Source organism: Bacillus cereus group sp. MG9 (assembly GCF_040459995.1).
GTDB classification, from domain to species: Bacteria; Bacillota; Bacilli; order Bacillales; family Bacillaceae_G; genus Bacillus_A; species Bacillus_A mycoides.
On the sequence record NZ_JARVHC010000001.1, the window covers coordinates 491,579 to 512,490 of the forward strand.

Here is a 20,912-nt window from a genome sequence, read left to right on the forward strand (position 1 = left end):
AACATATTTTACCAGTTTCTTTACACTTGGAGAAAGATTCATTTCATATGTGTAAGTGCAATTTTTTAATTCGATATTGTAAGTTTTGTCTACTCAATCCTAAAAATTTTGCGGCTTGTGAGATATTACCTTTATTTTCTTTAAGAATTTGATGGATATATTTCTTTTCCATTTCTTCGATTATACGTTTTAAAGTTTGTGGCGTATCAGTATTGTGACTAGTTAGCGGAGTCTGCATATTCAGTTCCTTTTTTGCTAGTTCGCGAAAGTGCGTTGGCATATGGAACGCTGTAATGATATCTTTATCTTCTATTAAGTTCATGGAGCCTTCAATTATATGTTCTAGTTCTCTCACATTACCAGGCCAATCGTATTTATAGAAGAAGTTATTTACGTTTAAATCTACATCTTTTACGCTAAGATCAAATTGGATATTGTATTTTTCAATAAAGTGTTGAACAAGATATGCAATATCTTCTTTTCGTTCCCGTAAAGGTGGAAGACATAAAGTAACAACGCTTAATCGGTAATATAAGTCTTGTCTTAATCGATTGTGTGCTATGGCTTCAAGAGGATCTTCATTAATAGTTGCTATAATACGAACATCAATTTCTTTTTCTTGTGTGCCTCCGATTCTTCGTATTGTTTTTTCTTGTATAGCACGCAATAATTTAGCTTGAAGTGCTGGGCTTAATGAGTTGATTTCATCTAATAACAAAGTTCCCCCATTTGCCTCTTCAAATAAACCAGGTTTATCTATTGCTCCTGTAAAAGCACCTCGATTTGTACCAAATAGTAAACTTTCCATTAAGGTTTCTGGTATAGCGGCACAGTTTTGCGAAATAAATGGTTTTGTTGAACGCTGGCTTTCATTATGGATGCTTTGCGCAAATAGCTCTTTACCGGTCCCTGTTTCCCCGATTATAAGTATGGAGGATGGCGTACGTATTACTCTCTTTGCTTCTGTAATGACCGATTGAATAGCTCTAGAATCACCAATTATGTGATCAAAGGTAAACTTAGTATTTTGTTTTCGAGAAAGGTTCGTTTTCATTGTTTGCTTTAAATGACTAATCTCTTTTGAAATTTCAATAGCGCCTTTAATTTTTCCATTTTCTATTATAGGAAAAGTATCGTTAATCGTCGTAATCTCTTGTCCTTTATTGTTAAAATACGTTTGTTTTATATTTTTGTTTGTTTTTCCAAGTTTTAAAGCCTCTATAAGAGTACTATTTTTATTTTCTTCAAATGCAAATACTTCTAAAGGATTTTTATCTAGCACATCTAAGCGATCCATTGATTCAATTTCCATCATTTTACGGTTATAGATAATCGTTTTACTTTCCTCATTAATAATATGGATCCCAATATCTAGTTCATTGAGTAAAGTTTCGTATAGCACATTCATTTCAATAATCTTTTTAAAATTGATTTCTTCTGTATGCATGTATTATCTTCTCCTCGTTATACCCTATGAAGACTGACTTTTTATAATTTTATTAAAATTCTTATAAAATCGCAAAATTTTTTTGCTATTTTCTCTTAAAAATTTTCAAATGATAGAAAAATTTTGCGGTTATGCAGATTTTTTTCGTAAGAAATACTAATTTTACATAGGTATTGAGGTTGGTACGTATTTTGCATGAATAGTAGTTAAGATCTCTAAATTTAAAGAGTAGGGGGATTATGAATCTTTATAGTGTATGCAACGTTTCAGTTTCAATTAATAAGAGGGAGGAATTTATAAAGTGAAGACGGTTATAGAAGGCGTGTATAGTCCTTGTTACGGGAAAGTAGAGAAATTATTTGTTACTGAAAGTTCTTACGTATATGAGTGGGAAAAATTAGCGTTAATTGAAACAATAGATAAGCAGCAGGTGGAAATTAAAGTGGGAATCAGTGGTTATATCGAATCATTAGAAGTGGTAGAAGGACAAGCTATCGCTGATCAAAAACTATTAATAACAGTGAGGGATGACCTTTTAATAACAGGTAGTGATTAATAGTAGTAATATGTATTTTGCTCTTTTAAATAATTATTTTTACTATGAAGAATTTTAAAAACGCTTACATTAAATGGGTTTGCAAAGTGAAAAGGGGGGATTTATATGATGGATCAAAACCAGGGATTAAAAAGAGAATTGAAAAGTCGGCACATATTTATGATTGCACTCGGAGGGGTTATTGGTACTGGGCTTTTTTTAGGATCCAGTTATACAATTCATGAAGCTGGACCTGGAGGAGCGATTGTAGCGTATCTTGTCGGTGGATTTGTTATGTATTTAACGATGCTCTGTCTTGGAGAGTTAGCGGTTGCGATGCCTGATGCAGGATCGTATCAAACATATGCTACAAAACATATTTCACCTGCAGCGGGTTATGTAGTGGGATGGATGTCGTGGCTAAACTGGACGGCTACGATAGGCATTGAATTAATTGCAGTTAGTATATTAATGAAACGTTGGTTTCCAGATGTATCATCATGGATTTGGTGCGTAGTGTTTGCCGTATTGCTCTTTGTTATTAATGCGTTATCTTCAAGAAGTTTTGCGGAGGTTGAATTCTGGTTTGCAAGTATTAAAGTAATTACAATTATTGCATTTATCATTTTGGGCGGGGCAGCAATGTTTGGTTTTCTAGATATGAAAGGAAATGAACCAGCGCCGATGTTTTCTAGCTTTACTGATTATGGTGGATTGTTCCCAAATGGATTATCAGCCATTTTAATTACGATGATTGCAGTTAATTTTTCCTTCCAAGGAACAGAACTAGTTGGTATTGCAGCTGGTGAGAGTGAAAATCCAGAGAAAACTATCCCGAAGGCAATTAATAATACAGTTTGGCGCATACTTATTTTCTTTGTACTATCTATTTTTATTCTTGCGGGACTATTTCCTTGGCAGCAAGCAGGAGTGATAGAAAGTCCATTTGTAGTTGTATTTGATAAAATTGGTATTCCTTATGCGGCTGATATTATAAATTTCGTTATTATTACAGCTGTACTATCAGTTGCGAATTCAGGATTATATGCAACTTCCCGTATGCTATGGTCTATGTCTAATCAAGGAATGATTAGCCCGATTTTTGGTAAGTTATCTAAAAACGGTGTTCCTATTTATGCATTGATTGTAAGTACGTTTGTAGGGTGTCTCTCATTACTATCAGGTATTTATGCGGAAGATACAGTTTATTTATGGCTTCTTTCTATTGCTGGGTTTGGAGCGATATTAGTTTGGGCATCTATTGCTTTATCTAACCTATTAGCTAGAAGGACATACGTGAAGCAAGGGGGAGATATTAAGGATTTGAAATTTAAAACACCACTGTATCCATTTGTTCCAATTCTTGCTTTAGTATTAAATTTAACAGTAATTGTAGCTATGGCTTTTATTCCAGAACAAAGAATGGCATTATATTGTGGTATTCCATTTATGATCGTTTGTTTACTGTTTTACCGTGCTACAAGAAGTAAGAAAAGTAAAATAGAACATATCGAAAAGATGAATACAACAGAATTAGAAAGTTTATAGTTGAAATTGAATTTATAATAACAAGGAATTTAGAGACTGTAGAATTGTAAACAGTCTCTTTTTTTGTAAAAATAAAGCTGGAAACATACTATGTATGCAAAGGGGAATTAGCAATGAATCAAGAAGTTTCACAGCTATTAGAACAGATTGATTTACGAAAAGACGAGCTACTAGAACTTACAAAAGCTTTAATTCGCTTTGAAACACCAGCACCACCAGCAAGAAATACAAATGAGGCGCAAGAATTTGTTGCAGAGTTTCTAAAAAAACGAAATTTTAGTATTGATAAGTGGGATGTATATCCGAATGATCCGAATGTTGTTGGAGTGAAAAAAGGGACAGCAAGTGAGTCACATAAAAGTCTCATTATTAATGGACATATAGATGTTGCAGAAGTATCAAAGGACGAACCGTGGGAAACAAATCCGTTTGAGCCGTTTATAAAAGATGGTTGGTTAGTTGGGAGAGGTGCGGCAGATATGAAAGGTGGACTAGCTGGAGCCTTGTTTGCTATTCAACTTTTAGAAGAAGCGGGGATTGAATTACCTGGGGATTTAATTTTTCAATCGGTAATTGGCGAAGAAGTAGGAGAAGCAGGGACACTTCAATGCTGTAAACGTGGTTACGATGCTGATTTTGCAGTAGTAGTTGATACAAGTAATTTACATATGCAAGGGCAGGGCGGCGTAATTACTGGATGGATTACAGTGAAAAGCCCACAAACGTTTCATGATGCAACACGTAGACAAATGATCCATGCTGGAGGACGTCTATTTGGAGCGAGTGCGATTGAGAAAATGATGAAGATTGTCCAAAGCTTACAAGAATTAGAGCGTCATTGGGCAGTCATGAAAACATATGAAGGCTATCCATCTGGAACAACAACAATTAATCCAGCTGTTATTGAAGGAGGACGTCATGCGGCATTTATTGCGGATGAGTGCCGATTGTGGATAACCGTACATTTTTATCCAAATGAAACGCATGAACAAATAATAGAAGAAATAGAAGAGTATTTAGGAAAAGTGGCAGCAGCAGATCCATGGTTAAGAGAGAACCCACCACAATTTAAGTGGGGCGGAGAATCAATGATTGTGGATCGTGGCGAAATTTTTCCTTCTTTAGAAGTAGATAGCGAACATGTTGCTGTCAAAACGCTAAGTTCAGTACATGAATCTATTTTATCTAAAAATGCAATTTTAGATATGTCAGCAACGGTAACTGATGGCGGATGGTTTAGTGAGTTTAACATTCCAGCTGTTATTTACGGACCAGGTACATTAGAAGAAGCTCATTCAATAAATGAGAAAGTTGAAGTTGAGCAGTTAATTGAATTTACAAAAGTAATAACAGCGTTCATATATGAATGGTGTCATACAAAAAATAGATTAGTATATTGAAATTGTACAGGTATGTACTTGTACGCTTTTTTAGTGAACTATTTCAGAGTTGAACATAAACAACTGAAATAGTTATTTATTTTTCTATGTTTTTCGTTTTATTTCAATTAATTTCTCTTTAGCTAATTCAACGGCAATCGCATCATCTAAATAGCCGATTGGAAAAAGATAATCGGGGATAATGTCTGTTGATAAAATGAAATATAGTAAGGCACCCCCAATAATTGCACGCTCTTCGGTTGAAATGGTTTCTGTACAAAATTGTTGGTACATATTTGTTAATTGCTCAATGAAAGGACCAGCACTATCAATTTGTTCTATTTTACTTTTGAAACTCTCGTGAATACGTTTTTCGCCTTCAGTAGTTTGAGCATAGCGCTCGTAATTTTCAAGTTCTTGTTTTACACGAGTTGTTGTGTATTCGAAGTCGAATAGGTTAGAGGATTGTAATGTTTGTTGAATTGTATCGAGAGATGTGTACATATCTGCTTTTTCCTTATTTATGTGTGGAGAGTTAGGGTACATTTCATCAAGTAATAATTGCGGTGGAACTTGTAGACAGTTTGCGAATTTTTGTAAATGGTTTTGCTTCGGTTGTTGTTTGCCATTAATTATTCTTGAAATTGTTGCAGGATCAATATTTGTAAGTGTTCCTAGTTGGCGCATAGATAGAGCGCGCTCCTTTAACAGTTTCTTTATTAATTTACCGAGCCGCTCATTTGGATTTTCATTGGGCATAATGTAGGCACTCCTTTTCTATTGTCTATCGTTGAAAAAATGTTGAGCATTTATTACAAGTATATGAAACAGACAGGCACAGTTGCTCAACATTTTCATAATATGCAACGAAAAGTGAGAAAAGGGGTGACTGTACGATGAGTACGGCAGGTTTATTTTCAATTTTTTTAATCGGGATTGCGTCTAATTTAGATAATGCAGGTGTTGGGATTGCATATGGCATTCGTAAAATTCGAATTTCGTGTCTTAACAATTTTATCATCGCATTTTTTGGATTTTTATTTACTTTACTAGCTGGATTTTTTGGGAATTGGATCGCATTATTTATTTCAGAGTTCACAGCAAACATTATTGGAGCAATCGTTTTAGGAATAATCGGGGTGTTTATTTTATGTCAGCCTTTCTTGAGTCAAAAAGATACCGTAGAATCTAAAGATAGTAGTGTACTTATGGGGGTTTTACGTGATCCAGAAAAAGCAGATTTTGATGGTTCTAAAACAATTAGTTTTTCTGAAGCAATTGTTTTAGGAGTTGCATTGTCCATAAACAATATTGCAGGTGGATTTGATGCTGGAGTAACAAATTTAAATCTTTGGCTTACGGCATGTATTTCTGGAGTTTTTAGTTTTATTTGTATTAGTGGTTTTACGTATGTTGGTAAAAGATTTTTAGCTGAATACTTAGGGAAATGGGCAACTATAATTGCAGGTGTGTTATTAATTCTTATTGGAATTGATCAATTGTTGTAAGAAGGATAGGGAAAACAGTATTCGAGTATTTCCTTGGAAATACACTAAAAAATTGCATATATCGACGTGAAATCTTTTCACGGTAATGAAAGATTGTAAGTATTATACAAATCTTTGGTGTAAAAAGGTTTAAAAAAGTAAAAGCACCTGTATAGGTGCTTTTTAGCGTATATCTTCAATTAGTTGTGCACATTCTTCATCATGCATACTGTACTCACTTAAAACTTGAATACAAAGCCATTTCAGTTCTTCAATACTATGCTCAAGTTCTTCGGGAAGTACATGGTAAATGTCTTCAAGTCCCATTCCGAAATGAATAAGTTCTAATACTTGATCATCGATGTTCCGATCCATTAATAGTTCAAGCACTTCTAAATTGAATATGTATCGGTGAGATTCATCGAGTGAAACAACTTTTAGTTTCAAACTTTCTACAATACTCAATATAAAAAGAAGAATTGTTTTTTCGAGAACAGGTTGTTTCTCCATTTGAAATATGAGTTTCATCTTTTACACCTCCACATACAGCGCTAGGTTGTACTATATTATTCAGGAGGGGGGAGCAAATATGCATAATAAAGAGAACTTTTATTACTGTTTTTTTGAATTGTGTTGATGCCTAGTAGAACGGATTTTTTGTGAAATAAAAAATCCTGCCAATATAGCAGGATAACTTCTAAATTAAAACATACTCCAACCTTCTTGGGCAGAAAGTAATTCAAGAATTTTAAAACCAGCGATACTATTTCCGTTTGCATCTAAAGCTGGTCCGAAAATACCGATTCCCATTTCGCCTTTTACGCAGCCGAAAATGCCGCCCGCTACACCACTTTTTGCAGGGATTCCAACACGAATTGCAAATTCACCAGATTCATTATACATCCCGCAAGTAACCATAAATGTTTTACAAATTTTCGTAATATGTTTAGGGATGATCTGTTTCTTTTTATAAGGATCATATCCATCCATTGCAAAGATTAAACCAATACGTGCTAGGTCGATACAGTTAACCTCAATTGCACATTGACGCGTATATAAATCCATAAGTTCTTCAATATCGTTATCGATGATGCCATTTTGTTTCATATAGTAACAAAGTGAACGGTTTAAGTAAGCTGTTTCTAATTCAGAAGTGGCAACTTTAGAAGAATAACTAATAGTAGGATTGTCTGTTATATCACGCACAAATTGAAGAATGCGTTCCATCTTCACCTCGTTATCATTACCAGCTAGCATACTTGTAATAGCTAATGCACCCGCATTAATCATTGGATTAAGAGGCTTGGAAGAACTTGTTGTTTCAAGCTTAATAATAGAATTAAATGGGTCACCAGTTGGTTCCATTCCAACTTTAGAAAATACATATTCTTCACCACGGTCTAAAAGGGCAAGAGCAAGTGTAATTACTTTAGAAATACTTTGAAGAGTAAATAGTGTTTGTGAGTTACCAGCATGGATATATTCTGTTTCTTTATGGAAAATGGCAATCCCTAGATCATTTGGATTTGCATTTCCTAGTTCGGGGATATAAGTAGCAAGTTTTCCTTTTTTCGTATATGGTTTTACTTGTTCTAACAACTGCTGTAAGTTGTTTGTTTCAATGCACTGCATAGTACCAACGCTCCTATTTCGAATTAACTAAGTTTACTTTTCCCGATATGCTCGGAAATAAATAATAACATGAAAAAGTGGAATGATAAAACGAAAGTTATTTGTGCTATAATAAGTTTTTTTTGTCTGTATATTGTGTAGCTAGCAAGGAGAAATTTCCTTTTATATAACAGTTTGGAAATAGGAAATTTATCCATAAAAAGTTCGAAAATAAAAACTACACATCTATACAACTATATGTTATTATGGTTATGTAAATAGAAAGCGTTTTCTAAAGCGTACTTATAATGATAACGATTTCATAAATTTGATAGGGGGAATTAAAATGTTGCAGTTTTTACAACGTATTGGTAAAGCGTTAATGCTTCCAATCGCCGTACTACCAGCAGCAGGATTATTGCTTCGTTTAGGGCAACCAGATGTATTTGATATTCCTGTTATGGCACAGGCCGGCGCAGCGGTTTTTGATAATTTAGCACTTATTTTTGCAATTGGTATTGCAATTGGTCTTTCAGTTGATGGTAGTGGTGCAGCAGGTCTTGCAGGTGCAATTGGTTATCTAGTTATGAAAAATAGTATTGATGCACTTAGTAAAGGATATTCTACTGCAGAATTACAAGATAAATTAGGTAAAGTTCAAGATTTAATAGGTAATAGCGCAAATGTAGATCCATCTAAGCTTGCAGATACAATGACACAAGTATCTAAGGCAGCCGAATTATCGACTAAAGTGGATATGAAAGTTTTAGGTGGTATTATTGTCGGTGTTATAGCAGGATTACTTTATAATAAATTCCATAAAATTAAACTTCCAGAATGGTTAGGTTTCTTTGCTGGAAAACGTTTCGTTCCGATTGTTACATCGGTTGTGATGCTAATATTAGGAATTCTATTCGCGCAAATTTGGCCAGCAATTCAAAATGGTATCGATGCATTAGCTCATGGAATTGTTAATTTAGGTGCAGTTGGTTCAGGTCTATTTGGTTTATTAAACCGTCTATTAATCCCAATTGGTTTACACCATGTAATGAACACATACTTCTGGTTCGTATTTGGTGACTTTACAAATGCAGCAGGTAATGTTGTAAATGGTGATATCGCTCGCTTCCTTGCAGGGGATAAAACAGCGGGTATGTTTATGACTGGTTTCTTCCCAGTTATGATGTTCGGTTTACCAGCAGCATGTTTCGCAATGATTGCAGCTGCTAAACCAGAAAAACGTAAAATGGTTACAGGTATGTTAGGTGGTCTAGCATTAACTTCATTCTTAACTGGTATTACAGAACCGATTGAATTCTCATTTATGTTCTTATCACCAGTATTATATGGTATTCATGCCGTGTTAACAGGTATTTCTTTATTTGTAACAACATCGCTTGGCATTCACGATGGTTTCACATTTAGTGCCGGTGCAATTGATTACTTCTTAAACTTTGGTATTGCAACAAAACCAGTATTGCTAGCGGGAATAGGTTTAATTTATGCAGTAATTTACTTTGTAGTATTCTACTTCTTAATTAAGAAGTTTGACTTGAAAACTCCAGGTCGTGAAGATGATGATGATGAGTTAGTTGAAGATAGTGAGGCACCAGTTGCAGGTTCAATTGGTGAAACTTACGTAGCGGCTTTAGGCGGAAAAGACAACTTAACAGTTATTGATAACTGTGCAACACGTCTACGCTTACAAGTGAAAGATGCTAGTCAAGTAAACGAAGCGGCATTAAAACGCGCAGGTGCAAAAGGCGTTATGAAATTAAGTAACACAAGTGTACAAGTTATCGTAGGTACAAATGTTGAATCTGTTGCCGATGATATGAAAAAACACGTGTAAATAGTTAGATAAGAGGATATCCAAAAAGATTGATAACAACAGTCTTTTACAGGATATCCTCTTTTTTTGTTAATTTTTTAAAGGGAATCTTACTTTTATAAATTTTCTTTTTCTTTTTTGAACATATAGGTTGGTAATATGTTCGGTGCGTGATACAGTAGTGATGACATAAAATGGAGTGTCCATAATCTGCGGAAATGATTTGAAATAAGTCTTGTGTAGATGAATTAAATTATCGGTAAATAAGGGGAAAAAGGTAATCATGGATCAGGAAAAAAATACTGTTAATGGGAAAGCAAATCGGTCGATTGTATACATAAAAAGAACAATCATTCTAGCCCTACTACTGTCACTTGTATATTTCATGTATACAAAAATTGTTGCGCATAATAAAAAAGAGGAAACTTTAAAAGCAGCAGCAGAAATGAAGAAGCAAGAAGAGCTGAAAAAGAAAGAAGAAGAAAAAAAGAAGCAAGAAGCACAAAAACAAAAAGAGCAGGAAGAACAAGTGAAACAAGCGCAAGCTATAGAGAAACCTGCTGAAGGACCGCCTCAAGAAATTAATGAAAACGCTCAATTGGATCAATATTTACAAAACGCAGGATTTAGTGGAACAGCTGTTATTGTGAAGAACGGAAAAGTTCTTTTGAATAAAGGATACGGTATGGCGAACAAAGAGAAGCAAGTAGCGAATAATTCAGAAACGACCTTTTATATTGGTTCTATTTCAAAAGCATTTGTGGCGACTGCTATTATGCAACTCAAAGATCAAAATAAGTTACAAGTAGAGGATACAGTTGCAAAGTATATTCCAGACTTTCCTCAAGGTAATAGCATTCAGTTAAAACATCTATTAACACATACATCAGGCATTCCGGAATATGAGCAGGGAAAAGAGGATATTTCTCGTGAAGAACTGATAAAGCGGATAGGAAATCAAAAGCGTATCGGGATTCCAGGAGAGAAATGGAAGTATTCCGATTCGAACTACTCTATACTTGCTTACATTGCTGAGAAGGTAAGTGGACAGTCGCTCGAAGAATATATAAAACAACATATTTTTGCGACTGCGGGTATGAAACAATCTGGTTTCGGTACAGCGTTGGAACAAACAAGATTCCCATCAACGGGTTATAAAATAGTGAATAACAATATGACAACACCTAATATTCCGAGCATGTCACAACTATATGGTTGTGGTGATATATATACGAGCGCGCATGATTTATATTTATTTAATGAAGCACTCTTTTCTGGAAAATTAATTTCAAAAGAGAGTTATAATCAAATGTTTACAGCCGTGAAAAAGGATTATGGATTTGGCTGGTATGTAGATCCAGGAAGCTATTCAAATCACGGTGTAATGCCAGGTTGGAATTGCTTAAATGGTTTTAGTAAAAATGGTAGTGTATATGTGGTTTTATTATCTAACATTCAAAATAACATTAAATCATTTGGTAAAGTGAATAACGACATTTATACGATGTTGCGGAATATTGAAGTGTAAGAGGCTATCCTTTTGGATAGTCTTTTTTCATGCTCAGGAAATATATCTACAATTATTACTTAATGTAATACAAAAATAATGAATATGTTCTATAAAATGTATGTCTTACCTATCACAAAAAAAGCCGTTTTGTATACATTAAGATGTATGGATGTAAATTTTTATACTTTAAAAATAATAGGAGGAGAAGCATATGTGTCTGTTCAGAAAATATTGGCATAAATTATCCAGACTGTTTAATAGACAATTAGGCTATTTTTTAGATGACAAGTTACTGCCTGCTGTGGAACGACTTTTATTTTCACAAAACTTTGCGAGATTTATTCAAAGAAATTCTAAGCAAGCTACGGAAGAGTTTATAGAATCAAGTCAATTTCAATCTATTATTTGTAACATTTTAAAAGAATGCAATACATCACCTTTTAAGGAAATTGCAAAGCAATATTTAGGTAAAAACGTAGAAATTACTGTGACAGTTGGACAGTTAACAGGTGTTATTGTAGCAGTTGGTGACGATTTCTTAACGCTGCAAGAAGGAATAGGAACTGAAGTTTTATTACCATTTACAAGTATTATATCAATGAAAGAAGTGTAAGAAAGGAGACTTATATATGTTATTTACTGATGAATTGCGTAACCATGTTGGTGAATTAGTGCAAGTTGTGACAGCTGTTGAAATTGTTGCAGGTATTCTTTTATCTGTGACGGATGGGGCAGTAAGTGTTCGTACATCACCTTCTTATGGACCACCTGAAGATGTACTTGTGCGTATTCCTATTATTGCTTATGTTCGCTTGGAAGGGTAAGAGTGATACAAGTATGAGAATATCAGTTGTTATTCCAGCGCATAATGAAGCAAGTACTTTATCACAAGTTTTAGTAGAAGTGGAGAAGCTGAAGCCGTATGAAATTATTGTAGTAGATAATGGATCGACAGATGGAACGAATGAAGTCGCATTACAGCATAGTTGCCATGTAATTTATTATAAACATTCTCTTGGTAATGATGTAGGAAGGGCAATTGGAGCTAGAGAAGCAAAAGGTGAAATTGTATTGTTTTTAGATGGTGACATCGTTATTGAGAGTAAAGAGCTACAACGTTTCGTGAAAGGAGTTCAGCAAGGGCATCAAATTGTTGTGAATAATTTAACATGGTCTGTTTATTTAAAGATGAGACCACACTATACGACAGTTGGAAAATTCATGTTGAATCGTTATTTGAATAAAAAAGAGCTTGTTGTTGGTTCTTTAATCGCAATTCCACATGCGATGAATCGGGATGTTATTGAGAATCTTGGGTGGTGGAATTTAGCAGATCCAGCACTATTTCAAGCGATGGCGATGTCTAGAGGAGTAGATATTGCCGATATGGCTTCGGTCGATGTAATTCACACGAATAAGGTTCGTCCTGTGCATACGGGTACATCACCTGGTTCTCCTTATCCGAAGGCGACTAGTCGTATTATGGGTGATCATTTGTGTGCTTTGCAATACGTAATCGAAACATATGGTAAACGTGGCGGTTTTTCGGAGGGAAACAGGGATAGAGAGTTTATAGGGAAGTATAAACCAGTTTTATTACAAAAGGAAAAAGCGAAATACAGTGCTATTATACCCGTATCAGAAGAAAAAATGACTATAAGATCTGTCATACAGGAAGTGAAAAAGGCAGGTGTAGATGAAATTATAGTTGTTGCGAATGGAGCAGATGCCGAGACAATTAAACAAGCAAAGCTAGAGAATGTTATTGTAGTTGAATTCGCGAAGGCACTTGGACATAATGTAGCACGAGCGATAGGGGCTATGCATGCTACGGCAGATATTTGTTTATTTGTTGATGGTGATTTTGCTATTCCGGCAAAAAAGCTAATTCCATTTTTGCATGCTATTGAAGACGGAAATGATGTGGCGTTAAATGATTTGCAATGTTTGTTAGATATGTTTCACCCGGCAGATCCAATTAGTATGGGGAAATATTTCGTGAATTTGGTAGCGAAACGACCAGATTTATGGAACAACTCATTAACGGCAGTGCCACATGCTATGCATAAAAAGGTAATAGAGAAAATTGGATATGATTCCCTTATCATTCCACCATTAGCTCAAATGAAAGCTATTTTAGAAGAATGCTCTATTACAGCAGTGGAATTCGTAGATGTTATAAAAACAAATCGAGTACGTCCAGAGCAACATGGGTTTGTAAATGGAAGAATTCCTGCATTCGATCGTATTTTCGGTGATCAGCTTGAGGCGATTGCTTATTTATTACAACATACGAATGGGCGCGGGAGTTTTACAGACGGAGAAAAGGATAGAGATATAATACTACAATTGAGAAGGGAAGAAGAGAATATAGATGAATGCTAGTAGTAAAGTAACCATTATTGGATTAGGATATGTTGGCCTTCCTTTAGCGGTCCTTTTTGCAGAAAGAGGACATGCTGTACTTGGATTAGATAAAGATACTAGGAAGATAGAATCAATAATTAAAGGAGAAAGTTATATTCCTGATGTTTCTTCTAACGTATTACAAAATTTATTGAACGAGAGAAAATTAATAGTAAATACACCAGATAAAGGTGTTGCGGAGTTCCAAAATAGTGAGTATGTTATTGTGACTGTGCCAACGCCAATTAATGAGAATAAAGAACCCGATTTAAGTGCACTCGTTTCAGCCTCCCATTATATACAACAACACCTTCAAGAAGGACAAACCTTCATTTTTGAAAGCTCCACATATCCAGGTACACTGGAGGAAGTTATCATTCCTATTATTTCTCAAACAGGTAAAAAGGTAGGAGAAGATTATTATATTGGGTATTCTCCAGAGCGAATTGATCCAGCGAATAGCCAGTATTCAGTTGAAACAATTCCAAAAGTTATTAGTGGACAAACCGAGCAGTGTAAACAAAAATTACAGGATTTGTATAGCACTATATTTGATGTAGTCGTTCCAGTTAGCTCTCCGAAAGTGGCCGAGATGTGTAAGCTATTTGAAAATATTCAGCGCTTAGTTAATATTTCATTAGTAAATGAGTTAAATATACTTTGTGAAAATTTGAATATTAATTTTTATGAGGTGCTTGAAGCGGCATCTACAAAACCGTTTGGATTTACTCCGTATTGGCCAGGACCAGGAATAGGAGGACACTGTATTCCGGTAGATCCTTTATATTTTCAATGGAGAATAAGAAAGGCTGGAGCAATTAGTCAATTAATTGAGGCAGCACATGTAATTAATGAAGAAATGCCAGCGAAAATAATCGGGAAAGTAAAAGGTGTGGTGCAATCACCCGCAACGGTTTTAATAGTAGGGATTGCATATAAGAAAGATGTAAATGATTTGAGAGAATCACCGGCGTTGCCAATTATTCAATTATTAATAAAAGAAGGATACAAGATAGAATATCATGATCCGTATATTTCTACAGCGAAAATTGGAGATACACTATATCAATCTGTTCCATTAGATGAACAAAGAATTAAACAATCAGATTGTATTTTAATTGTAACGGATCACTCTAGTATCGATTGGAATCTTTTTAAAGGGATTGAGCGATTAATAGATACACGTGGAATCGTAAAGAAGGTGAGTGTATGAGTGAAAAATGTTTAATTACAGGTGGAGCAGGATTTATTGGTTCGCATTTAGCTGAAGAGTTGGTGAAAAGAGGTTATGAAGTTACTATTGTGGATAACTTCTATAAAGGAAAAAATAAATATCATAATGAGTTAATGAAAGAGCTCCGGGTTATTCCAATAAGCGTTTTAGATAAAAATTCAATTTATGAATTAGTGAATCAACATGATGTGGTGTTTCATTTAGCTGCAATTTTGGGAGTCAAAACTACAATGGAAAAAAGTGTAGAGCTTATTGAAACAAATTTCGATGGAACGAGAAATATTTTACAAGCAGCGTTAAAAGGGAAGAAGAAAGTAGTATTTGCATCTACTTCTGAAGTATATGGAAAGGGAGAGCCGCCATTCTCTGAAGAAGGAGATCGTTTATACGGTGCAACTTCCAAAATACGTTGGAGTTATGCAATTTGTAAAACGTTAGAGGAAACATTATGTTTAGGGTACGCATTAGAAGGTTTACCTGTAACGATTGTTCGTTATTTTAATATTTATGGTCCAAGAGCGAAAGATGGTCCGTACGCAGGAGTAATTCCACGATTTATTCGTGCGGCTTTGCAAGGTGACGATATTCTCGTGTATGGAGATGGAAAGCAGACACGCTGCTTTACGTATGTAAGTGATGCGGTCGAGGCAACAATTCGTGCAATGGATGAGAAGGTAAATGGTGAAATTATTAATATAGGTTCTGAGAATGAAAAAAATATAAGGGTAGTAGCGGAAGATATAAAAAAATTAACGAAGTCTATTTCCAAAATTGTGCACGTTCCATTTGAGGAAGTATATCCACATGGATTTGAAGAGATTCCAAATAGAAGACCAGACGTAACGAAATTAAGAGAACTCGTTCAGTTTCAAGCGAAAGTAACGTGGAAACAAGGATTGAAAGAAACTATTAAATGGTTTCGTGAAGAAAACAATGGCTAAGTCGTTATCAGTTATTATTCCCGTATGTAATGAAGTGGATACGATTTCAGATGTGGTTCAATCGGTAAAACCATTGAATCCAGTAGAGATTATTGTAGTAGCAAATGGTTGTAATGATGGTACAGAAGCGATTGCTGAGAGCTTAGGATGTACAGTAATCCAGCATAAAGAGTCACTTGGTAACGACGTTGGACGCGCAGTTGGTGCAAAACATGCGATAGGTGATGTATTACTGTTTGTAGATGGAGATTTTGCTATTCAAACTTCAAAATTACAATTATTCCTTAATCCGATTTTACATGATCAGGCGGACATCGTTTTAAATAATTTGGACGCATTATTTTTAAAGAAACAAAAACCGCACTCCGTGACAGTATGGCGCCAAATATTAAATGCAATGTTAGAGCGTGAAGAATTAAAAATTGATTCTTTATTATCTGTACCTCATGCGCTGACGAAGGAAGTTGTGCAAAGTATTGGAGACGAATGTTTTGTTAATCCTATTGTGGCTCATCTACGCCTAGCACAAAGTAAATGGAGAATTAGTCGTCATTGTGCAATTGACGTTATTACGCCAAATAAATTTCGTCCATTCGAGCATGCTGCATATGGCACGGATCTTTCTCAATCTGAAAAACGAATGATAGGTGATCATATAGAAGCTGTAGCAGAGCGGATATTAGGCAGCGATGGGCGCGGAGGATATTATGATGGAAATAGGAAAAGAGAGAGTGTCTATCATACTCTAAATTTTGAAGATTTTTATCAAGGATGGGGCGTTACATCTAATTTGTATAAAGGAGAGCAATTATCGGTAATTATTCCTGTGCAAAATGAAGAGAAAACAATCGGAAACGTTATAGAAGAGCTTCGCAAAATTGAACCTTTTGAAATCATCGTTGTTGTAAATGGTTCGTCCGATAAAACGGCAACAATTGCAAAAGACAAGGGAGCAACAACAATTTTGTATAAAGAAGCACTTGGAAACGATGTGGGGCGTTCGCTTGGAACTTATTTTGCAAAAGGAGAAATTGTTTTATTTATAGACGGTGATTTTGTTATTCCAGCTAGTGAGCTATATCCCTTTGCAAAAGCTATTGCAGATGGAACTGATGTCGCATTAAATGATTTAAATCATTATTTAGATTTGAGAGTACCACTTCATCTTGTAACAGCATTTAAATATGCATTAAATTTAGCTTGTGATAGAAAAGATTTAGGAGTAGGCTCTCTTATTGCTGTACCTAATGCGTTTAGTCGTACTTGTTTGAAGGAAATAGGGTATAAATCATTATTGTCACCTTGTGTAGCACAAGTGAAAGCTGTACTTTCAGGTTTTGAAATCGCTTGTGTAAGTCGTGTCGATGTTGATAAGATGAACCGTATTCGTCCCAGTGAACATTTTGCAAAAATAGGTCATCCTCCAGCTGTCCTTCGAATTATTGGTGATCATATAGAAGGATTAGAGCAATTAATTGCATTAACAAACAGTCGTGGTGGATTTTACGATGGAAATAGAAAAAGAGATGTTTTATAGTGGTAACAAAAAAAGTGTACAACGTATGTACACTTTTTTGCTCTGTTATAAAAACTATAACAGATTAGGAGATAAGAGTATTACAGCTCTACAATGGGTATCGTTCTTATATTACAAAATAGGACTCGTATATAAGAATACCAAAAAAATACAATTAAAGAAAGGGTTAATTATAAAGAGTTTTATATGAGGTTAACACTATGTATGTAGTAGTTTGCTCAACATTTCACAAACATGTCACAACTATTTCATCCACTTCCGAAAAAAAGTAGTATTCTAAGTGTGTAAGCTGTTATATAAAAAATCGTAGTCCTGTACTAATCAAAAATGGAGGAGATTAGGATGACTCAAGTATTAGAAAATGTAAAAAGCGCGTGGGAAAACTTTAAAGGTGAAAAATGGAAAGCAGAGATTGATGTTCGCGATTTCATTTTAAATAATGTAAACGTTTACGAGGGAGAAGACTCTTTCTTAGCGGAAGCAACTGAAGAAACGAAAAAACTTTGGGATCAAGTAATGGATTTAACAACAAAGGAACGTGAAAACGGTGGCGTTCTTGATATGGATACAAAAATTGTTTCTTCTATTACATCACATGAACCAGGATATTTAAATAAAGATATTGAAAAAGTGGTCGGTTTCCAAACTGATAAACCATTTAAACGTTCTTTACAACCATATGGTGGTATTCGTATGGCGGAACAAGCTTGTGAAGCGTATGGATATGAAATGGATAAAGAACTTAGTAGTATTTTCAGAGACTGGCGTAAAACTCATAATCAAGGTGTATTTGATGCATACACACCAGAAATGAAAGCGGCTCGTAAATCAGGTGTTATTACTGGCCTTCCAGATGCATATGGACGTGGACGTATTATCGGTGACTATCGCCGCGTAGCGCTATATGGTATAGATCATTTAATTGAAGCGAAAAAAGCTGATTATAATTTAACTGGCGGTGTAATGAGCGAAGATACAATGCGTTTACGCGAAGAATTATCTGAGCAAATGCGTGCACTTCAAGAGTTAAAACAGATGGCTGCTTCTCATGGATTCGATATTTCTAAGCCAGCTACAAATGCACAAGAGGCTTTCCAATGGTTATACTTTGCTTATCTTGCAGCAATTAAAGAGCAAAACGGGGCAGCAATGAGCCTTGGACGTACCTCTACATTCTTAGATGTTTACATTGAAAGAGATTTAGCAAATGGTACTTTAACAGAAGAAAAAGCACAAGAAATTGTTGACCATTTCATTATGAAATTACGTCTTGTGAAATTTGCAAGAACACCTGATTATAATGAACTATTCTCTGGAGATCCAACTTGGGTAACTGAATCTATCGGTGGTATGGCGTTAGACGGTCGTCCGTTAGTAACAAAAAACTCATTCCGTTTCTTGCATACATTAGATAATTTAGGACCAGCACCAGAACCAAACTTAACAGTTCTTTGGTCTAAACAATTACCAGAGAACTTTAAAAACTACTGTGCAAAAATGTCTATTAAAACATCAGCAATTCAATACGAAAATGATGACATTATGCGTGCTGACTACGGTGATGACTACGGTATTGCTTGTTGTGTATCAGCAATGAGAATTGGTAAACAAATGCAGTTCTTCGGAGCACGTGCAAACTTAGCGAAAGCATTACTATATGCGGTTAACGGTGGTAAAGATGAAAAGTCAAAAGCACAAGTTGGTCCTGAATACGCACCAATTACTTCTGAAGTATTAGATTATGAAGAAGTTATGCGTAAATTCGATATGACAATGGAATGGTTAGCTGGTCTATACTTAAATACATTAAATGTAATTCACTATATGCACGATAAATATAGCTATGAACGTATTGAAATGGCACTTCATGATACAAATGTTCTTCGTACAATGGCAACAGGTATCGCTGGATTATCTGTAGTAGCAGATTCTTTAAGTGCAATTAAATATGCACAAGTAAAACCAATTCGTGATGAAAATGGTATTGCAGTTGATTTCGAAATTGAGGGAGATTTCCCTAAATACGGTAACAATGATGATCGTGTAGATGAAATTGCAGTAAATCTTGTGAAAACATTTATGAACAAGCTTCGCAAACATAAAACATACCGTAATTCTGTTCATACAATGTCAATCTTAACAATCACATCTAACGTTGTATACGGTAAGAAAACTGGTAACACTCCAGATGGACGTCGTACTGGAGAACCATTTGCACCGGGCGCAAACCCAATGCATGGCCGTGATACAAAAGGTGCATTAGCATCATTATTATCTGTAGCTAAATTACCATATGAAGATGCACAAGATGGTATTTCAAATACATTCTCTATTATTCCAAAAGCACTTGGTAAAGAAGATGATGTACAAGTACGCAACTTAGTATCTATGCTTGATGGATATGCAATAAAAGAAGGACACCACTTAAATATTAACGTATTTAACCGTGAAACATTAATGGATGCAATGGAGCATCCTGAAAAATATCCACAATTAACAATTCGTGTATCTGGTTACGCTGTTAACTTTATTAAATTAACTCGTGAACAACAAATTGATGTAATAAACCGTACAATGCATGAAAGCATGTAAGTGAAAGAAGTATCCCTCCGCTTTTAATATATAGCGGAGGGAGGCTGTTTCAATAAAGGAGGAAGTAACATGGTAAAAGGAAGAATACATTCTGTAGAGTCTTGTGGTACTGTTGATGGCCCAGGGATTCGTTATGTCATATTTACACAAGGGTGTTTATTACGTTGTCAATATTGTCATAATGCTGATACATGGGAAATCGGTAAAGGTAAAGAAATAACAGTTGAAGAAGTGATGCAGGATGTGACATGTTACCTTCCATTTATTGAAGCTTCTGGAGGCGGTATAACAGTTAGCGGTGGAGAGCCACTATTACAGCTAGACTTCTTAACCCAGTTGTTTAAAAAGTGCAAAGAAGCTGGTATCCATACAACAATCGATTCTTCTGGCGGTTGTTATTCTGAAGAACCAGAATTCCAAAATAAGCTAGATATTTTAATGGAGTATACAGATTTAGTTTTATTGGATTTGAAGCATATTGATTCAAAGAAACATCGTAAATTAACAGGGAAACCAAATGAACACATTTTACAATTTGCTCGTTATTTATCGGATAGAAAGAAACCAATTTGGGTAAGACATGTATTGGTTCCCGGTGTTACCGATGGTGAAGAGGATTTGCAAAAATTATCAAACTTTATTCAAAGTCTATCTAATGTTAAGAAAGTGGAAGTGCTGCCATATCATAAGCTCGGTGTTTATAAATGGGAGGCACTTGGACATAAGTATCCACTTGCGGATGTGAATCCACCGACAGAAGAAAATGTTGAACATGCAAAACATATTTTACAAGCAGTCTAACCTAAACATTTGGTTAGGCTTTTTGTTTCTTCATAATAAAATCTAGAGTATAT

General features: G+C 35.1%; 19 protein-coding genes. 15 read left to right on the plus strand and 4 right to left on the minus strand.

Features of this window, described 5'->3' with window-relative positions; genetic code table 11:
- Nucleotides 1-43: 43 nt before the first annotated feature.
- The gene (locus tag QCI77_RS02485) at nt 44-1,447 is read right to left on the minus strand and encodes a sigma-54 interaction domain-containing protein (RefSeq protein WP_353824467.1); all 1,404 of its coding nucleotides are present in this window, start codon (nt 1,445-1,447) and stop codon (nt 44-46) included.
- Nucleotides 1,448-1,748: 301 nt separating this feature from the next.
- On the opposite strand from QCI77_RS02485, the gene QCI77_RS02490 reads away from it, so the two are divergent.
- From QCI77_RS02490 to QCI77_RS02500, 3 genes are all read left to right on the plus strand, one after another.
- On the plus strand, nt 1,749-2,003 hold the full coding sequence (locus QCI77_RS02490) for a biotin/lipoyl attachment domain-containing protein (RefSeq protein ID WP_002010281.1): 255 nt from the start codon (nt 1,749-1,751) through the stop codon (nt 2,001-2,003).
- Nucleotides 2,004-2,108: 105 nt separating this feature from the next.
- Nucleotides 2,109-3,530: an amino acid permease gene (locus QCI77_RS02495; protein WP_002139532.1), complete on the plus strand. Its 1,422-nt coding sequence runs from the start codon at nt 2,109-2,111 to the stop codon at nt 3,528-3,530.
- A gap of 113 nt (nt 3,531-3,643) precedes the next feature.
- A complete protein-coding gene (locus tag QCI77_RS02500) occupies nt 3,644-4,930 on the plus strand; it encodes an acetylornithine deacetylase (protein ID WP_113770743.1) in 1,287 nt (428 codons plus the stop codon).
- Between the two features lie 84 nt (nt 4,931-5,014).
- On the opposite strand, the gene QCI77_RS02505 is transcribed toward QCI77_RS02500, so the two are convergent.
- Nucleotides 5,015-5,668, minus strand: coding sequence for a helix-turn-helix domain-containing protein (locus QCI77_RS02505; RefSeq protein ID WP_002169221.1), 654 nt, complete (start codon nt 5,666-5,668; stop codon nt 5,015-5,017).
- Nucleotides 5,669-5,805: 137 nt separating this feature from the next.
- Here QCI77_RS02505 and ytaF point away from each other — a divergent pair, with 137 nt between their 5' ends.
- Nucleotides 5,806-6,417: a sporulation membrane protein YtaF gene (gene ytaF, locus QCI77_RS02510; RefSeq protein ID WP_353824468.1), complete on the plus strand. Its 612-nt coding sequence runs from the start codon at nt 5,806-5,808 to the stop codon at nt 6,415-6,417.
- A 162-nt stretch (nt 6,418-6,579) separates the two neighbouring features.
- On the opposite strand, the gene QCI77_RS02515 is transcribed toward ytaF, so the two are convergent.
- Together QCI77_RS02515 and glsA are read right to left on the minus strand one after the other, a co-directional pair.
- The gene (locus QCI77_RS02515; protein ID WP_002125038.1) at nt 6,580-6,924 is read right to left on the minus strand and encodes a DUF3969 family protein; all 345 of its coding nucleotides are present in this window, start codon (nt 6,922-6,924) and stop codon (nt 6,580-6,582) included.
- Between the two features lie 174 nt (nt 6,925-7,098).
- Entirely contained in the window at nt 7,099-8,028 is a 930-nt protein-coding gene (gene glsA, locus QCI77_RS02520; protein ID WP_353824469.1) for a glutaminase A, read from the minus strand.
- A 325-nt stretch (nt 8,029-8,353) separates the two neighbouring features.
- Between glsA and nagE the strand changes: the two genes are divergently transcribed.
- From nagE to pflA, 11 genes are all read left to right on the plus strand, one after another.
- On the plus strand, nt 8,354-9,859 hold the full coding sequence (gene nagE, locus QCI77_RS02525) for an N-acetylglucosamine-specific PTS transporter subunit IIBC (RefSeq protein WP_113770741.1): 1,506 nt from the start codon (nt 8,354-8,356) through the stop codon (nt 9,857-9,859).
- A 262-nt stretch (nt 9,860-10,121) separates the two neighbouring features.
- Nucleotides 10,122-11,366, plus strand: coding sequence for a serine hydrolase domain-containing protein (locus QCI77_RS02530; protein WP_353824470.1), 1,245 nt, complete (start codon nt 10,122-10,124; stop codon nt 11,364-11,366).
- Between the two features lie 193 nt (nt 11,367-11,559).
- A complete protein-coding gene (locus tag QCI77_RS02535; RefSeq protein WP_016103463.1) occupies nt 11,560-11,961 on the plus strand; it encodes an LSm family protein in 402 nt (133 codons plus the stop codon).
- Nucleotides 11,962-11,977: 16 nt separating this feature from the next.
- The gene (locus QCI77_RS02540) at nt 11,978-12,172 is read left to right on the plus strand and encodes an LSm family protein (RefSeq protein ID WP_002029614.1); all 195 of its coding nucleotides are present in this window, start codon (nt 11,978-11,980) and stop codon (nt 12,170-12,172) included.
- Between the two features lie 13 nt (nt 12,173-12,185).
- The gene (locus tag QCI77_RS02545; RefSeq protein WP_113770739.1) at nt 12,186-13,733 is read left to right on the plus strand and encodes a glycosyltransferase family 2 protein; all 1,548 of its coding nucleotides are present in this window, start codon (nt 12,186-12,188) and stop codon (nt 13,731-13,733) included.
- On the plus strand, nt 13,723-14,967 hold the full coding sequence (locus QCI77_RS02550; RefSeq protein ID WP_353824472.1) for a nucleotide sugar dehydrogenase: 1,245 nt from the start codon (nt 13,723-13,725) through the stop codon (nt 14,965-14,967). The genes QCI77_RS02545 and QCI77_RS02550 overlap by 11 nt, the downstream gene beginning before the upstream one ends.
- Nucleotides 14,964-15,929: an NAD-dependent epimerase/dehydratase family protein gene (locus QCI77_RS02555; protein ID WP_113770737.1), complete on the plus strand. Its 966-nt coding sequence runs from the start codon at nt 14,964-14,966 to the stop codon at nt 15,927-15,929. The genes QCI77_RS02550 and QCI77_RS02555 overlap by 4 nt, the downstream gene beginning before the upstream one ends.
- The gene (locus QCI77_RS02560) at nt 15,922-17,466 is read left to right on the plus strand and encodes a glycosyltransferase family 2 protein (RefSeq protein WP_113770736.1); all 1,545 of its coding nucleotides are present in this window, start codon (nt 15,922-15,924) and stop codon (nt 17,464-17,466) included. Before QCI77_RS02555 ends, QCI77_RS02560 begins: the two co-directional genes overlap by 8 nt.
- On the plus strand, nt 17,438-17,656 hold the full coding sequence (locus QCI77_RS02565; protein WP_088031338.1) for a hypothetical protein: 219 nt from the start codon (nt 17,438-17,440) through the stop codon (nt 17,654-17,656). Before QCI77_RS02560 ends, QCI77_RS02565 begins: the two co-directional genes overlap by 29 nt.
- Nucleotides 17,657-17,808: 152 nt before the next feature.
- The gene (gene pflB, locus QCI77_RS02570) at nt 17,809-20,058 is read left to right on the plus strand and encodes a formate C-acetyltransferase (RefSeq protein WP_353824473.1); all 2,250 of its coding nucleotides are present in this window, start codon (nt 17,809-17,811) and stop codon (nt 20,056-20,058) included.
- A 69-nt stretch (nt 20,059-20,127) separates the two neighbouring features.
- Nucleotides 20,128-20,859 carry a pyruvate formate-lyase-activating protein gene (gene pflA / locus QCI77_RS02575; protein WP_002010313.1) on the plus strand — a complete coding sequence of 244 codons (732 nt, stop codon included), beginning with the start codon at nt 20,128-20,130 and terminating at the stop codon, nt 20,857-20,859.
- Nucleotides 20,860-20,912: the final 53 nt, after the last annotated feature.

Coding starts and splice junctions, on each gene's coding strand:
- QCI77_RS02485 (WP_353824467.1), bottom strand. CDS start 1,447: ATGCATACAGAAGAAATCAATTTTAAAAAGATTATTGAAATGAATGTG.
- QCI77_RS02495 (WP_002139532.1), top strand. CDS start 2,109: ATGATGGATCAAAACCAGGGATTAAAAAGAGAATTGAAAAGTCGGCAC.
- QCI77_RS02500 (WP_113770743.1), top strand. CDS start 3,644: ATGAATCAAGAAGTTTCACAGCTATTAGAACAGATTGATTTACGAAAA.
- QCI77_RS02505 (WP_002169221.1), bottom strand. CDS start 5,668: ATGCCCAATGAAAATCCAAATGAGCGGCTCGGTAAATTAATAAAGAAA.
- ytaF (WP_353824468.1), top strand. CDS start 5,806: ATGAGTACGGCAGGTTTATTTTCAATTTTTTTAATCGGGATTGCGTCT.
- QCI77_RS02515 (WP_002125038.1), bottom strand. CDS start 6,924: ATGAAACTCATATTTCAAATGGAGAAACAACCTGTTCTCGAAAAAACA.
- glsA (WP_353824469.1), bottom strand. CDS start 8,028: ATGCAGTGCATTGAAACAAACAACTTACAGCAGTTGTTAGAACAAGTA.
- nagE (WP_113770741.1), top strand. CDS start 8,354: ATGTTGCAGTTTTTACAACGTATTGGTAAAGCGTTAATGCTTCCAATC.
- QCI77_RS02530 (WP_353824470.1), top strand. CDS start 10,122: ATGGATCAGGAAAAAAATACTGTTAATGGGAAAGCAAATCGGTCGATT.
- QCI77_RS02535 (WP_016103463.1), top strand. CDS start 11,560: ATGTGTCTGTTCAGAAAATATTGGCATAAATTATCCAGACTGTTTAAT.
- QCI77_RS02540 (WP_002029614.1), top strand. CDS start 11,978: ATGTTATTTACTGATGAATTGCGTAACCATGTTGGTGAATTAGTGCAA.
- QCI77_RS02545 (WP_113770739.1), top strand. CDS start 12,186: ATGAGAATATCAGTTGTTATTCCAGCGCATAATGAAGCAAGTACTTTA.
- QCI77_RS02550 (WP_353824472.1), top strand. CDS start 13,723: ATGAATGCTAGTAGTAAAGTAACCATTATTGGATTAGGATATGTTGGC.
- QCI77_RS02555 (WP_113770737.1), top strand. CDS start 14,964: ATGAGTGAAAAATGTTTAATTACAGGTGGAGCAGGATTTATTGGTTCG.
- QCI77_RS02560 (WP_113770736.1), top strand. CDS start 15,922: ATGGCTAAGTCGTTATCAGTTATTATTCCCGTATGTAATGAAGTGGAT.
- QCI77_RS02565 (WP_088031338.1), top strand. CDS start 17,438: ATGGAAATAGAAAAAGAGATGTTTTATAGTGGTAACAAAAAAAGTGTA.
- pflB (WP_353824473.1), top strand. CDS start 17,809: ATGACTCAAGTATTAGAAAATGTAAAAAGCGCGTGGGAAAACTTTAAA.
- pflA (WP_002010313.1), top strand. CDS start 20,128: ATGGTAAAAGGAAGAATACATTCTGTAGAGTCTTGTGGTACTGTTGAT.